Source organism: Herbaspirillum sp. Her3, from assembly GCF_057961275.1.
The window spans coordinates 3,984,888-3,999,674 of sequence record NZ_CM176328.1 but is presented as its reverse complement, the minus strand read 5'-3'; the positions used below and the strand labels follow the sequence as shown (position 1 = coordinate 3,999,674).

Genomic DNA, 14,787 nt, shown 5'->3' with positions numbered 1-14,787 from the left:
GTGGTTCATCCTCTAGAGCAGCTTCCCCGGATTCATGATCAGGTTCGGATCAAACGCCTGCTTGATGCGCAACATCAGTTCCATCTCCAGCGGCGACTTGTAGTGTCGCAGTTCGTCGCGCCGCAATTGGCCCACGCCGTGTTCGGCGCTGATGCTGCCTAGTTTCTCCGTTACGAGGTCGTGCACCAGCCGGTTCAGTTGCAGCGTGGCCTGCTTGACCTCTTCATACGAGGAGGACAGCGGGATCATTACATTGAAGTGCAGGTTGCCATCGCCCAGGTGGCCGAAGTTGATGATCTCTGCCTGCAACCCGCACGCAGAGATGAGCGCTTCAGCCTCGTCCACGAAACCGGCAATGGCCGAGATCGGTAGCGCGATGTCGTGCTTGATGACCTTGCCGGCCCGCACCTGCGCCTGTGAAATCCCCTCCCGGATTTTCCACAGCGCCGCGGCCTGCGTGCCGCTGGTGCAGAGCATGGCGTCGCTTACCAGCCCATCCTCCATGGCCTGCCCGAGCAGCTCTTCCAGCATGGCCTGCAAGCCCACGTCCTCGGTATCGGCCAGTTCAATCAGGGCGTTGTAGCGGGCCGGTTGCGCCAGCGGCGCACGGGTGTCGCTGACGTGCTGCAGGACCAGCGCCAGCGAGGCGGCCGACATCATCTCGAAGGCCACCAGCCGGTCACCGCAGCGTGCCCGGGTGCGCGCCAGCAGCTCGGCCAGTTGTTGCAGGCTGTCGCTGCCGACCCAGGCCGTGGCACGGGCGTGCGGTTGCGAGAACAGTTTCAGTACGGCCCCGGTGATCACGCCCAGCGTGCCTTCCGAACCGATGAACAGATCACGCAGGTCGTAGCCGGTATTGTCCTTGCGCAGGCCGCGCAAGCCATTCCAGATGCGCCCATCCGGCAGCACCACTTCCAGCCCCAGGGCCAGCTCGCGCATGTTGCCAAAGCGCAGCACCGCAATCCCGCCGGCATTGGTGGCCAGGTTGCCGCCGACCGTGCAACTGCCTTCGGCACCCAGGCTGAGCGGAAAATAGCGTCCCGCCGCACGCGCCGCTTCCTGCGCATGCGCCAGGATCACGCCGGCGTCGACCGTCATGGTGTTGTTGATCGGATCCACCGCGCGGATGCGGTTCATGCGGGTGGTCGAGAGGATCACCTGGGCGCCGCTGTCGTCAGGCGTGGCTCCCCCGCTCATGCCGGTATTGCCGCCCTGGGTGACGATGGGGGTGTGGGTGAGGTGGCACAGGCGGACCACCTCGGCGGTCTGCGCCGTGTCGGCCGGGCGCACCACCACGGCGACGCGACCCTGCCATTTATTGAGCCAATCCTTCACATAGAAAGACTGCTCCTCGGCTGCCGTGACCAGGCCCGCGTCGCCGACGATGCTGCGCAGCTGCGCTATCAGTTGCTGGGTATTTTCATTCATATCGGCCCTCACGCACCATGCCAGTTCATCTTGATGCGGCCGATCGCCATGGCCGCCGCCGCCTGGCTGGGTTCGACCACCGGTATGCCCAGGGCTTCCTGCAAGGCGTCGCGATAGACCGCCATGCCGGCACATCCCATGACGATCACGTCGGCGCCATGGGTATCGCGCAGGCGCAGGCCGACATCACACATGCGCGCCAGCGTGCGGTCGTAATCGGCCAGTTCGGTCACGTTCAGGCCGATGGCCAGTTCGCCCGCCAGCCGCGCTTGCACGCCCATCGCCCCGTAGGCACGCAGATGGCGCGGGATCGAGCCCGGCAGGATGGCGATGACGCCGAAGCGCTGGCCCAGTGTCAGGGCCGTCAGCACACCACTTTCCATGATGCCCAGCACGGGCACGTCGACCGCCTCGCGCACCGCATGCAGGCCAGGATCGGAGTAGCAGGCGATGACGAACGCACCGGCACGGGCACGCAAGGAGCGCGCCAGCGATACCAGCTGTGGCGCCACGCTGTCCACGTCCTGCTGGGTCTGGATGCCAGGCGGGCCGGAGGGCAGCGACAGGCATTCGATGACCGGCCCCCCGGCCATGCGCAGCGGCGCCATCGCTGCATCGATGCCGCGCGTGACGGCGGCCGTACTATTGGGATTGATGACGAACAGGGCAGGGCCGTCGGCCGCGACATTGGACATGATGGTTTCTCGCAAAACAGGAGTCAGCACAGGCAACGACTGTACCCCAGGCTGACGGGCATGCTCCTTGCTCATTTGTCGGTTCCCCTTAACATGCTGTTATGCGCGATGAGGATCCATGGCACTGAACCTGCGCCAGATCGAGGTGTTCCGGGCGGTCATGACGACCGGCTCCATCAGCGGCGCCTCGCAATTGCTGTTCGTCTCGCAGCCGGCGGTGAGCCGTCTGCTGTCCCACACCGAGCAACGGGTCGGCTTCGCCCTGTTCGAACGCATCAAGGGCCGGCTGTATGCCACGCCCGAGGCCAAGAAGCTGTTCCATGAAGTGGAACACGTGTACCAGGCCGTGCAGCGCGTCAATGAGCTGGCCACCGACCTGTCGGAAAACCGCAGCGGTATCCTCAACATCGTCTCCAGCCCGAGCATCGGGCAGATGCTGATCCCGCAGGCCATCGCGCTGTTCCGCAATCGCCATCCGGACGTCAAGCTGACCTTCCACTGCCTCAACTATGGCTACCTGAAAGATCGCCTGCTGGCGCGCCAGGCCGACCTGGGCATCATCATCCTGCCGATGGAGCATCCCAGCCTGCAGGTCACGCCCCTGTGCAGCAATCGCCTGGTCTGCGTGCTGCCCTACAACCATGAGCTGACGCGGCGCGGCACCCTGAGCCTGGCCGACCTGCGGCCCTTCCCGCTGATCTCGTACAACCGCGAGTCGCCCTTCGGCGGCATCGTCGGGCGCTTCTACCAGTCCGAAGAAGAAGCCTTGCGGCCCATCATGGAAGTGGGCTCGCCACAGAACGCCTGTTCGCTGGTGCAGATGGGCGCGGGCGTGGCGCTGGTGGATGAATTCTCGGTGCGCAGCTGGGCCGGGACCAGCCAGATGGTGGTGCGGCCGGTGGCGCGGGCGCCCATCCTGCGGGCCAACCTGGTGCACGTGCGCACCGAGCCGCTGTCGCAATTGACCCAGGCCTTCATTGCCGAACTGCAGCAACTGGTGCGCGCCCAGGGTTACGGCCTGCCCCATGAAGAAGCATGCATATCGGCCGCAAGCGGCGATTAACACGACGTTAAGGCGTGCGCACAAAAAGGCATGCGACAAGCGCGGGTGACTCCACGACAATCGTTTCCAACTTCTCCGGTCCGGCCCCTTGGCGGGCCGCCGCTCCACACTCTCTTCATGGAACGTCGCGCATGTCTTCTTCTCTTGCCCCTGCTTCCGCGCTGGCCACTGCGCGCGGTGTCTATACCATCTGCCCCACGCCGTTCCACGCCGATGGCGCACTCGACCTGGGCAGCATCGCCAGCCTGGTCGAATTTCAGATCGCAGCCGGCGTGTCCGGCCTGGCCATCCTCGGTTTCCTCGGCGAAGCCCACAAGCTCTCCAACGCCGAGCGCCGTGCGGTGACGTCCACGTTCGTCAAGTGCGCAGCCGGACGGGTGCCGGTGTGGGTCGGTGTGCGCGCACTGGGCCTGGCCGGTGCCATCGAGCAAGCGACCGAGGCAGCCGAGGCGGGTGCGGCGGCCGTCTTCGCGGCACCGCTGGACATGGCCTCCGATGCGGTGCAGTTCGACTACTACAAATCGCTGGCGGCGGCGCTCTCCATCCCCGTGGTGATCCATGATTTCCCGGATTCCTTCGGCACCGAGATCAAGGCCGAGGTGATTGCCCGCCTGGGACGCGAAGGCGGCGTCAACTTCATCAAGATGGAAGAGCCGCCGGTAGGCCAGAAGATCAGCCGTATCCGCGACCTCGCCGGGGAATCGATGCGCATCTTCGGTGGCCTGGGCGGTGTGTATTTCCTGGAAGAGTTGCAGCGCGGTGCGGTCGGCACCATGACCGGGTTTGCCTTCCCGGAGATCCTGGTGCGCATCTATGACCAGTTCGCGGCCGGTGACCTGGCCGGTGCGGCGGCCACTTTCGACAAGTATTGCCCGCTGATCCGCTATGAATTCCAGCCCAAGATCGGGCTCTCGTTGCGCAAGTACGTCTATCGCAAGCGCGGTGTCATCAGCAGCGACGCCATCCGCTCGCCCGGCATGCGTATCGATCCCGAGACCGAGCGCGAACTGGAAGCCGTGATCGCCCGCGTGGGCCTGGACCTGGATCAGCGCGGTGCGCTGGTGATCCGCTGAGGAGCCGCCGATGGATCTGGGAATCGCCGGACGACGCGCACTGGTTTGCGCTTCCAGCAAAGGCCTGGGACTGGCCTGCGCCATCTCGCTGGCGCGCGAGGGCGTGGCCGTGACCATGACCGCACGGGGTGCAGAGGTGCTTGAGGCAGCGGCGCAGCAGGTACGGGACGCCACCGGCGCCACCGTCATCACCGTGGCCGGTGACATCACCACCCCCGAGGGCCGTGCCCTGGCGCTGGCCGCCTGTCCCGCGCCGGACATCCTGGTGACCAATGCCGGTGGCCCCAAGCCGGGCGACTTCCGCGAGTGGTCGCGCGAAGACTGGATCGCCGCCATTGACGCCAACATGCTCACCCCCATCGAACTGATCAAGGCCACCGTGGACGGCATGATGAAGCGAGGCTTCGGTCGCATCGTCAACATCACCTCCGGGGCGGTGCGGGCACCCATCGACATCCTTGGTCTGTCCAATGGCGCGCGTTCCGGCCTGACCGGATTCGTTGCCGGTCTGGCGAGAAAGACCGTGGCCCACAACGTGACGATCAACAATCTCTTGCCCGGTCCCTTCGAGACCGAGCGCCTTCTCACCACGGCGGCGGCCAGCGCACGCGGCACCGGCAAGACGGCCGAGGAAGTATTGGCCGCGCGCCGTGCCGCCAACCCGGCCGGCCGCTTCGGCCAGCCGGCCGAATTCGGCGATGCCTGCGCCTGGCTGTGCAGCGCCCAGGCCGGTTTTGTCACCGGACAAAACCTGCTCATGGATGGCGGCGCCTATCCCGGAACCTTCTGACCCTGAGACCACCGCATGGACTTCGACCTGACCATCCGCAACGGCCGCATCAGTACTGATCGCGAGACCTTCCTGGCCGATATTGGCGTCAAGGATGGCGTGATCGTGCGCATCGCGGCGGATCTGCCGCCCGGCCGCGACGACATTGATGCCGCAGGCCGCTGGGTCCTGCCCGGTGGCATCGACAGCCATTGCCACATCGAACAGCTCTCCGGCATGGGCATGATGTGTGCCGATGATTTCTATTCAGGCACGGTCTCGGCCGCCTTCGGCGGCACTACCACCATCATTCCCTTTGCGGCCCAGCATCGCGGCAAGCGCATTCCCGACGTGATCGCCGATTATGCGCAACGCGCCCGCGAGAAGGCGGTGATCGACTATGGCTTCCACCTGATCCTGGCTGATCCGGACGAGCAGGCCCTGCAGCACGATTTGCCGCAGGCCATCCGCGATGGCATCACTTCGCTGAAGGTCTACATGACCTACAACGCGCTCAAGCTGGACGATTACCAGCTGCTGGACGTGATGGCGCTGGCCGGCCGCGAAGGGGCGCTGGTGATGATCCATGCCGAGAACCACGACATGATCCGCTGGCTCGCCTCGCGCCTGCTGGACCAGGGGCATACGGCTCCCAAGTTCCACGCGGTGGCCCACGATCCACTGGCCGAGGCCGAAGCCAGTCATCGTGCCATCGCCCTGTCGCGCCTGATCGGCGTGCCGGTCCTGATCGTGCACGTGGCTGGTGCCGAGACCGTGCAGACCATCCGCAACGCCCGGCTGCTGGGCGCGCAGATCTACGCCGAGAGCTGCCCGCAATACCTCTTCCTCACCGCCGAGGACATCGACCTGCCCGGCGTGGAAGGCGCCAAGTATTGCTGCAGTCCGCCGCCGCGCGATGCCAATGCGCAGGAGGCGGTCTGGGCCGGGCTCAAGGATGGCACGCTGGGGATGTATTCCTCGGACCATGCACCTTATCGTTTTGATGAAAGCGGCAAGCTGCCGCGCGGCGAGGACACCACCTTCAAGGAAATGGCCAATGGCGTGCCGGGGATCGAACTGCGCCTGCCGCTGCTGTTTTCCGAGGGCGTACAGAAGGGCCGCATCGACATTCACGAATTCGTGCGCCTCACCGCCACCAATCACGCCCACATGTATGGGCTGTCGCACTGCAAGGGCAACATCGCCGAGGGACTCGACGCCGACCTGGTGATCTGGAACCCGGAGCGCGAGACCACCATCACTGCCGCTCTCCTGCACGACAACGTGGGTTATACGCCCTACGAAGGACGGCAGATCAAGGGCTGGCCGGAAGTGGTCATCAGCCGCGGCCGCGTGGTGGTCAGTGAGGGCGAGCTGAAAGCGGCGCGCGGCTCGGGCCGCTACATCGCGCGCCAGTGTCCGGAGCCGGCCAGCATTGCGCAACGGCCGACACGCAGCCATCTGCCGGGTCTGCTCGGCCTCAAGGGAAAGGCATGGGAATCGCAATGAGCAACCAGCACAATCGCTTTGGACTGGCCGTGGCCCAGATGGGGCCGGTGCAACTGGCCGAGGACCGGACCACGGTAGTGCGCCGCCTGCTGGAGATGATGCGCGAGGCCGCCGCCCGTGGCGCGAAGATGGTGGTGTTTCCCGAACTGGCACTGACCACCTTCTTTCCGCGCTACTGGATGGAAGATCAGGCCGAGGTCGATGCCCGTTTCTTCGAGTCCGAAATGCCCGGCCCGCAGACCCGGCCGCTGTTCGAGCTGGCCGCGCAGTTGGGGATCGGCTTCTACCTGGGCTATGGTGAACTTACACCCGATGGCCATCACTACAACACTGCCATCCTGGTGGATGACCAGGCCAGGATCGTGGCGCGCTATCGCAAGATCCACCTGCCCGGACACAGCGACCACAAGCCCGATGCGCCTTTCCAGCATCTGGAAAAGAAGTACTTCGAAGTCGGCAACGATGGCTTCGGTGTCACCGACATGCTGGGCACCCGCATCGGCCAGTGCCTGTGCAATGACCGTCGCTGGCCGGAGACCTATCGCGTCATGAGCCTGCAGAGCGCGCGCATCGTCACGCTGGGCTACAACACGCCATCCTGGAACATCCACTGGAACGAACCGCCGCACCTGCGCATGTTCCATCACCTGCTGTCGCTGCAGGCCAATGCCTACCAGAACGGATTGTGGGTGGCCGCCGCTGCCAAGTGCGGATTCGAGGATGGCTTCCACATGATCGGCGGCTCGGCCATCGTCGCGCCTTCCGGCGAGATCGTGGCGCAGGCGCAGGGTGAAGAGGATGAGGTGATCTTCGCCAGTTGCGATCTGCAACTGGGTGAAACATTTCTGCAGCATGTCTTCAACTTCGCCAAGCATCGCCGTCCGGAACATTACCGCCTCATCGTCGAGCGCACCGGGGCCGGCGAGCCGCTGTCGCCGGCCGAGCTGTCTACCTGAATCACTGTCCACCTTCCACCCAATCGAGGAGTGTTGCGATGTTCCCGTTCCTGGCCCTGCCTTCCAAGTCTTCCCTGAAGTGTTCCCTGCTGGCCGTACTTTCTGCCAGTGCGCTGTTGTCGGCCGGCGCGATGGCGCAGAGTGGTCCGCTGCGTACCGGTGTGGATGCCACCTTTGCGCCGCATGCCATGGTCAAGCTGGGCGGTGGCCTGCAAGGCTTCAACATCGACCTGGGCGAAGAACTGGCGCACCGCCTGGGCCGCAAGATCGAGATCGAAGGCACCGAATTTTCCGGCCTGGTACCGGGGCTCAATGCCAAGAAATATGACTTCGTGCTGGCACCCGTGACGGCCACCCCCGAGCGCGCCAAGTCCATGCTCTTCACCGAAGGTTATCTGGATACCGACTACACCTTCGTCATTAAGAAGGGCGCCGCCCCCATCCATGCGCTGGAAGACCTGAAGGGCAAGACCATCTCGGTCAACAAGGGCTCGGCCTATGAGCTTTGGGCACGCGACAACGCACCCAAGTACGGCTTCAAGTACGACGTCTATGGCAACAACGCCGATGCGGTGCAGGCCGTGCAATCCGGCCGTGCCGATGCCAACCTGGCCGGCAGCACCGTGGCAGCCTGGGCCGCCAAGCAGAATCCGGCCGTGCAGACCACCTATACCGTCAAGACGGGGCTGGTGTGGGCGCTGGCTTTCCGCCTGGATGACAAGGCCGGCCGCGACGCCGCCGGCATGGCGCTCAAATGCATGAAGCAAGACGGCACGCTGGGCAAGATTGCCCAGAAGTGGTTCGGCTATACCCCGGCGCCGGATGCCACCGTGGTCAAGGTCGGCGTGGGCCAGGGCGTGCCGGGCCTGGATGGCTACGACCCGACCCCCGTGACGCTCAAGTGCAAGTGAGCCCGCAGCACCGCGCCCGAATTGCCCGAGTCGCCTGAATGAACCGAGACTGATGCCGCCATGAACCTTGCCGCACCCATCCTTGAAATCGTCGGCCTGCACAAGTCCTATGAGGGCAATACGGTCCTGCGCGGGATCGACCTGCGCGTGCGGCCGGGCCAGCTGATCTGCGTGATCGGCCCGTCCGGTTCGGGCAAGAGCACCATGCTGCGTTGCTGCAACCGGCTCGAAGAACCCAGCGCGGGCCAGATCGTGGTGGACGGCGTGGACATCATGCATGCCCGCGCCGACCTCAATGCGATCCGCCAGAAGGTCGGCATGGTGTTCCAGCAGTTCAACCTCTATCCGCACATGAGCGTGCTGGGCAACGTGATGCTGGCCCTGAAGAAGGTGCAGAAGCATTCCCATGCCGAGGCCGAGCGGCGCGCGCGGCGGGCCCTGGAGCAGGTGGGGATGCTGGAGAAGGCATCAGCCTTTCCCGGCCAGCTTTCCGGCGGCCAGCAGCAGCGCGTGGGCATCGCCCGCGGCATCGCACTGGAACCCAAGGTGATGCTGTTCGATGAACCGACCAGCGCCCTCGATCCCGAACTGGTCGGCAGCGTGCTGCAGGTGATGCGTCAACTGCGCGAAGCCGGCATGACCATGCTGGTGGTCACGCACGAAATGGCCTTTGCCCGCGCGGCGGCGGATCGCGTGGTCTTCATGGACGGTGGCGTGATCGTCGAGGAAGGACCGCCCGAGCAGATCTTCGGCGATCCGCAGCAAGCCCGCACCAAGGCCTTCGTGGCGCGCTTTGCACAGCACGGCTGAACCATGGAGCAATTCCTCTTCACCTTCTTCAACGCCGAGATCGCCGCCCGCTACTGGCCCGACATCCTGCGCGGCATGGGCGTGACCGTGCTGCTGAGCCTGGCAGTGATCGTCTCCGGCCTGCTGCTGGGCCTGCTGCTGGCGGTGCTGCGCGCTACCGGCAAGCGCGGCCTGGTGTGGCTGGTGGTGGCCTTTGCCGACGTGATGCGGGCCTTGCCGCCGCTGATTCTCATCATCGTGCTCTTCTTTGCGTTTCCGTATATCGACCTGGCCATGTCGTCCTTCACCGCGACCTGGCTGGCGTTGACGCTTGTATTGGCCGCCTATGCCGAAGAGAGCATCTGGGCCGGCATCGCTTCCTTGCCGCGCGGGCAGAGCGAGGCGGCCCGCTCGACCGGGCTGTCCTGGGGGCAGACCATGGCTGCGGTGATCCTGCCGCAGTCCTTGCGCATGGCCGTGCCGCCGCTGACCAACCGCGTCATCTCGATCACCAAGAATACGGCGCTGGGCTCGGTGGTCGCCTTGTCCGAAATTCTTAACACGGCCCAGGCCGCCAGCAGCAATGCCGGCAACCCGACCCCGCTGATGCTGGGGGCGGCAGCCTACCTGCTGATTTTCATTCCGGTGGTCTTGTTGGCGCGCTGGCTGGAAACGCGCTGGCGCTGGAAACGATAGGAGAGGGCCATCATGGATGCCTTGCTGCAGAATTTCTTCAACCTGGAGGTGTACCGCCAGGTCCTGCCTTTCCTGCTGGGAGGCCTGTGGACCACGGTGTGGCTGTCGCTGCTGGTCATTCCGATCGGTGTGATCTCGGGTTTGCTGCTGGCCTTGCTGGCGACCCAGAGCCGTTCGCGCACGGTGCGCATTGCCGTGGCGGTGTATGTGGACTTTTTCCGTTCCTTCCCGCCGCTGGTGCTGCTGATCCTGATCTATTTCGGCGCGCCATTCCTGGGGCTGGAACTGCCCAAGCTGCTGGCGGTGGCGCTGGGCTTCATGTTCAACAATTCCAGTTATTTCGCCGAGGTGCTGCGCGCCGGCATCGAGAGCGTTCCCGGCGGACAGATGGAAGCGGCGCGCTCCACCGGTCTCTCGCGCGCCCAGGCGCTGGCGTACGTGGTGGTTCCCCAGGCGGTGCGCAACGCCTTGCCGGACCTGGTGGGAAATGGCATCGAAGTCATCAAGCTCACCACCATTGCCAGCGTGGTGGCGCTGCCCGAACTGCTGCGCGTGGCGCGCGATGCCCAGTCGCTGGTCTACAATCCTTCGCCCATCGTGCTGGCAGCCTTGCTTTACCTGGCGCTGTTGCTGCCGCTGGTGCGCTGGCTGTCGCGGCTGGAGCACCGCGGCCGCGCCCTGCATTGAGGAGGCGGCCGGCGGCCGCGCCTTCAGGCCGGGCTCAGCAGGGCAGTCGTGCTGCCGAAGCCGGGTTCACGAGAAACAAGCGGCGCCAGCGCTGGCGGCTCGATACGAAATACCGACACGGCCTGTCGCAGGCTGTCGGCCTGATGCGCCATCGATTGCGCTGCGCTGGCCGATTCTTCCACCAGCGCTGCATTCTGCTGCGTCACTTCATCCATCTGCGAGATGGCGATGTTGATCTGGCTGATGCCGGAACTCTGTTCGCTGGAGGCCGCCGTGATTTCACTCATCAGGTCATTGACCTGCTGGATCGACTGCACCACCTGGCTCATGGTCTGGCCGGCCTCGTCGACCAGTTTCTGCCCGGTTTCCACGTGCTGTACGGAGGATTCGATCAAGCCGCGGATTTCCTTGGCGGCTGATGCGCTGCGCTGGGCCAGTGAACGCACCTCGGTCGCCACCACCGCAAAGCCACGTCCCTGTTCGCCTGCGCGTGCCGCCTCTACTGCGGCATTCAGGGCCAGGATGTTGGTCTGGAAGGCGATGCCTTCGACGGTGGAAATGATTTCGGTGATCTTGTAGGCGCTCTCCGAAATGTCTTTCATCGTATCCACGACGCGTTCCACCACTTCGCCTCCCTTTTGCGCATGCAGCGAAGCCGAGTGGGCCAGCTGGTTGCCCTGGCTGGCGTTCTGCGTGTTCTGTTCTACCGTGGAGGTGATTTCTTCCATGCTGGAGGCCGTCTCTTCCAGAGAGGCCGCCTGCTCTTCGGTACGGCGCGACAGATCCAGATTGCCCACCGCGATCTGGCTGGCGGCGGTGGAAATCGATTCCGCCGAGCGCTTGATACCATCCACGATGCCGGTCAGCTGGGCGCGCATGTTGTCCAGCGAGGCCATCAGGCTGTGCCGGTCCCCTTTGGCCAGTGGAATGCTCACCGCCAGATTGCCCTGGGCGATCTGGGCGGCCAGCTCCTGGGCGTGGGCAGGTTCCCCGCCCAGCTGGCGCAGCACGCTGCGCACGATCAGCACTGCGGCTGCCAGGGCCAGCAGCACCGAGGCCGCCACCAGAGTCCAGGTCGTCGTCAGGATGCCATGGTAGGTGGTCTCGGACTCGGCGGCTGCCTGGTTGTTGAGTTCGTCCTCGAAACGTCCCAGCTCATCGAGGTTGTCCAGCCATTTGGCCTGGACCGGACGGATCTTCTGCACCAGCAGATTGTTCAGTTCGGCGGTCTTGTTCTCCTGGGCCAGCGTCACCGCCTGGTTCATCAGCGGCTCGGTCTCGGCGGCGTTTTGCGCGATCTGGTCGAACAGTTCACGTTCCTTGCGTGTGGTGGCAGGCAGTTCGAATAGCTTGGCCAGTTTGGTCCGGGCTTCCTGGTATGCCTTGTCCTGCACCTTCATACGCTCGATTTCGCGGGCAATCAGCGAAGGTTCCTGGAACAGCGCGATATTGCGGATGGCCAGTGCGCGGATGCGCACGCTGTTGTTCATCACATCGGCCAGCGCGCCTTGCTGGTTGTTGACGAGGATGTCGGACAGATTGCCCTTCACTGTGGAAACGCCCCACATGCCGACCAGCGAAATGATGACCAGCAGAACCACGACGCTGGCAAAGCCCAAGGTCAGGCGGGTGGATACCTTCAATTTGTTCATGGAAAAGCCCCTGTAGATGAGTGTGCTGCCGATTGGGTTGCATGCCCCCCTTGGCCTGTCACCGCTGTTCTCGCGACGTACAGGTTCTTGAGAATTATTTGCGTATATAAACGTCGCAAGAAAGTTGGATTAGCCTGCTTTCACAGGATTTTTAAAAAAATATCCAAAATTGCAACGGTATTGTCGGAAAAATTTATTCTTTTGTTTGTTGCTTGTAACGTTATTGATCGAGCTCAGCAAGAAAAGATCCATCACGACGTGAATATTTTTTCCCGCAGCGGGACTTTGTTGCTCAACACTGATTCCGAACGGGACGGGGGCGGGGCACGGCGGTTCGTCGCATCAGCGCGACATGATTCGTTCCGGTGCATCCCTGCACTCCCCTCGGCCTGGAAGGCTGCATTTTTGGGAGAACGTCTGCCTGGAAAGCCTGGAACAGGCATCGAACCAAGGGTTTCGGCCCTGGCACACACTTTGCATAACTCTGCGGAAACGGTTTTTATATAAATCATCAGTTTATATACGGAACAAAATAAGTTATTCCGTTCCGAGATATCTGCTATATTGGCGTTGAATATCTCTCATATATAAATTAACGTTTCATATATGGAACAGTTCGGTGCCCGGCAAGAGGCATCCGTTTGCAATAGACGGTAGCCGGGAAGACTAGCTGAGGCGCGACAAGGCGCACTGGCAATGAGCAGAGGCAACATGATCGAAATCGAATTTCGCAAGGTCGGCAAACGCTTTGTCGATCGTCAGACGGCGCAGGCGCGCGCTGCCGTGACCAATGTCAATCTCTCCATCAAGAGCGGGGAGGTGGTCTCCATCATCGGTCCTTCGGGCTGCGGCAAGAGCACCTTGCTCAATATGGGCGCCGGCCTTTACCTGCCCAGCGAAGGCGAAGTCTTCGTGGGTGGTGAAAAGGTGATCAAGCCGGTACGCAAGGTGGCCTTCATGCTGCAGAAGGACTTGCTCATGCCCTGGCGCAATATCCGCGCCAACGTCACCCTGGGTCTCGAAATCGACGGCATGCGCGAGGCCGAGCGTCGCCGCGTCGCCGACGAGTTGCTGGCCAAGTGCCACCTCAAGGGGTTCGAAGAACACTACCCCTACCAGCTTTCCGGCGGCATGCGCCAGCGCGCCGCCCTGGCCCGCACGCTGGCGGTCGATCCGCAGGTGCTGCTGCTGGACGAACCTTTCTCGGCCCTGGATGCGCAGACCAAGATGGTGCTGCAGCAAGACCTGGCCAAGATGCTCTACGAAAAGAAGAAGACCGCGCTCTTCATCACCCACGATCTGGTGGAAGCCATCGCCTTGTCGGACCGCCTGCTGGTCATGAGCGAGCGTCCCGGCACCATCGTCGAGGAAATCGAAGTCAACCTGCCGTTCCGCGACAACCCGCTGGAACGCCGCAAGCTGCCCGAGATCGGCCCGCTGCAAGGCCGCCTGATGGAGCTGCTCAAGGTGGGCAAGGAAACCGCCGAGCTGCATTGATTTCACGCTGCATCTTCACCCGTCTTCACCCCGTCAACAGAGAGACCCCAAGGGAGAGCCAGAACCATGAAGAAACTGTTTGCATCCGCCGGTAGCGCACTTGTCCTGGTGGCCGCCATCGGCGCGGCCGTCGTGCCGGCGGTGGCCCATGCGGCCCCGGAAGAAGTGACCTACCTGCTGCCCGCACCCCCCAATTCGCCTGCCTTTGCCCCCTGGGTACTGGCCCAGCACAAGGGTTACTACGCGGACGAAAACCTGAAGGTCAGTTTCATCGTCGCCAAGGGCGGCGTGGACGTGGCCAAGCAGATCGGTGCCGGCAATGCCGTCATCGGCGGTGCCATCGGTGATACGCCCATCGTGGTGCGCGCCAATGGGATTCCCGTCAAGGCCATCGCCGTGCTGGGTGCGGGGTCGGTCACGATGGTGGCGGCCAATCCGGCCGATGGCATCAAGAGCCTCAAGGATCTGAAGGGCAAGACCGTCACCGTCATGTCCTATACCGATACCACCTATTACGCCTTCCTGGGTAGCCTCAAGACCGCCGGCCTGTCCAAGACCGACGTGCAGATCCAGGCGGCCGGCCCGTCCGGCGTGTGGCAGCTGTACACCTCCGGCAAGTCGCAGGGCTTCGCCGGCGTGCCGGACTGGGTGGTCAATGCGACCGATGCCGGCGCCAAGCTGGAGCTGCTGGACAACGGTGGCTTCAAGAGCATGGCGCAAGCCATCCTGGCATCCGATGACACCATCAAGAAAAATCCCGAATTGTTGAAGCGCCTGGTGCGCGCCACCCTGCGCGGCATGCAGGACATCATGAAGGACCCCAAGGCAGCCGCCGACGACTATGTGGCTGCACTGCCCAGCTACAAGGGCAAGGAAGCCAGCATCCAGGCCACTTTCGAGATGTACAACAAGTATGTCTATGCCAGCCAGAAGACGCTGGGCCAGATCGATCCCGCGCGCATGGAAGCGGTACAGAAGTTCTATGTCAGCGAAGGCATCGTGAGCAAAGCCACACCGGTCAATGATCTCTTCACCAACCAGTTCGTCGGAGTAGCCAGGTAA

Annotated in this window: 14 protein-coding genes; 11 read left to right on the top strand and 3 right to left on the bottom strand. The window is 63.5% G+C overall.

What is annotated here, in order from left to right:
* Nucleotides 1–12 precede the first annotated feature (12 nt).
* Both ACVC5H_RS18365 and ACVC5H_RS18360 read right to left on the bottom strand, forming a co-directional pair.
* Nucleotides 13–1,428 carry an FAD-binding oxidoreductase gene (locus ACVC5H_RS18365; RefSeq protein WP_241821013.1) on the bottom strand — a complete coding sequence of 472 codons (1,416 nt, stop codon included), beginning with the start codon at nt 1,426–1,428 and terminating at the stop codon, nt 13–15.
* 8 nt (nt 1,429–1,436) lie between these two features.
* Entirely contained in the window at nt 1,437–2,123 is a 687-nt protein-coding gene (locus ACVC5H_RS18360; protein WP_489619209.1) for an aspartate/glutamate racemase family protein, read from the bottom strand.
* A 118-nt stretch (nt 2,124–2,241) separates the two neighbouring features.
* Here ACVC5H_RS18360 and ACVC5H_RS18355 point away from each other — a divergent pair, with 118 nt between their 5' ends.
* The 9 genes from ACVC5H_RS18355 to ACVC5H_RS18315 all read left to right on the top strand — a co-directional run bounded on the left by ACVC5H_RS18355 (nt 2,242) and on the right by ACVC5H_RS18315 (nt 10,576).
* On the top strand, nt 2,242–3,186 hold the full coding sequence (locus tag ACVC5H_RS18355; RefSeq protein WP_489619208.1) for a LysR substrate-binding domain-containing protein: 945 nt from the start codon (nt 2,242–2,244) through the stop codon (nt 3,184–3,186).
* Nucleotides 3,187–3,317: 131 nt separating this feature from the next.
* Nucleotides 3,318–4,259 (top strand): dihydrodipicolinate synthase family protein, encoded by a 942-nt coding sequence (locus tag ACVC5H_RS18350; protein WP_488926826.1) that lies wholly within the window; start codon nt 3,318–3,320, stop codon nt 4,257–4,259.
* A gap of 10 nt (nt 4,260–4,269) precedes the next feature.
* A complete protein-coding gene (locus ACVC5H_RS18345) occupies nt 4,270–5,049 on the top strand; it encodes an SDR family oxidoreductase (RefSeq protein WP_489619207.1) in 780 nt (259 codons plus the stop codon).
* 15 nt (nt 5,050–5,064) lie between these two features.
* Complete coding sequence (hydA, locus tag ACVC5H_RS18340; protein ID WP_489619206.1) at nt 5,065–6,537, top strand: dihydropyrimidinase; 1,473 nt, start codon at nt 5,065–5,067, stop codon at nt 6,535–6,537.
* The gene (locus tag ACVC5H_RS18335; RefSeq protein WP_489619205.1) at nt 6,534–7,493 is read left to right on the top strand and encodes an N-carbamoyl-D-amino-acid hydrolase; all 960 of its coding nucleotides are present in this window, start codon (nt 6,534–6,536) and stop codon (nt 7,491–7,493) included. The genes hydA and ACVC5H_RS18335 overlap by 4 nt, the downstream gene beginning before the upstream one ends.
* A 38-nt stretch (nt 7,494–7,531) precedes the next feature.
* Nucleotides 7,532–8,404, top strand: a complete 873-nt coding sequence (locus tag ACVC5H_RS18330) for a transporter substrate-binding domain-containing protein (RefSeq protein ID WP_489619204.1) — start codon at nt 7,532–7,534, stop codon at nt 8,402–8,404.
* 60 nt (nt 8,405–8,464) lie between these two features.
* Nucleotides 8,465–9,214: an amino acid ABC transporter ATP-binding protein gene (locus tag ACVC5H_RS18325; RefSeq protein ID WP_241821008.1), complete on the top strand. Its 750-nt coding sequence runs from the start codon at nt 8,465–8,467 to the stop codon at nt 9,212–9,214.
* Between the two features lie 3 nt (nt 9,215–9,217).
* Nucleotides 9,218–9,889: an amino acid ABC transporter permease gene (locus tag ACVC5H_RS18320; RefSeq protein WP_489619203.1), complete on the top strand. Its 672-nt coding sequence runs from the start codon at nt 9,218–9,220 to the stop codon at nt 9,887–9,889.
* A 12-nt stretch (nt 9,890–9,901) separates the two neighbouring features.
* Nucleotides 9,902–10,576 carry an amino acid ABC transporter permease gene (locus ACVC5H_RS18315; RefSeq protein WP_489619202.1) on the top strand — a complete coding sequence of 225 codons (675 nt, stop codon included), beginning with the start codon at nt 9,902–9,904 and terminating at the stop codon, nt 10,574–10,576.
* 23 nt (nt 10,577–10,599) lie between these two features.
* Here the strand turns inward: ACVC5H_RS18315 and ACVC5H_RS18310 are convergent, their stop codons facing one another.
* A complete protein-coding gene (locus ACVC5H_RS18310) occupies nt 10,600–12,228 on the bottom strand; it encodes a methyl-accepting chemotaxis protein (RefSeq protein ID WP_489619201.1) in 1,629 nt (542 codons plus the stop codon).
* A 711-nt stretch (nt 12,229–12,939) separates the two neighbouring features.
* On the opposite strand from ACVC5H_RS18310, the gene ACVC5H_RS18305 reads away from it, so the two are divergent.
* Complete coding sequence (locus ACVC5H_RS18305; protein WP_489619200.1) at nt 12,940–13,725, top strand: ABC transporter ATP-binding protein; 786 nt, start codon at nt 12,940–12,942, stop codon at nt 13,723–13,725.
* Between the two features lie 66 nt (nt 13,726–13,791).
* Nucleotides 13,792–14,787, top strand: coding sequence for an ABC transporter substrate-binding protein (locus ACVC5H_RS18300; RefSeq protein WP_489619199.1), 996 nt, complete (start codon nt 13,792–13,794; stop codon nt 14,785–14,787).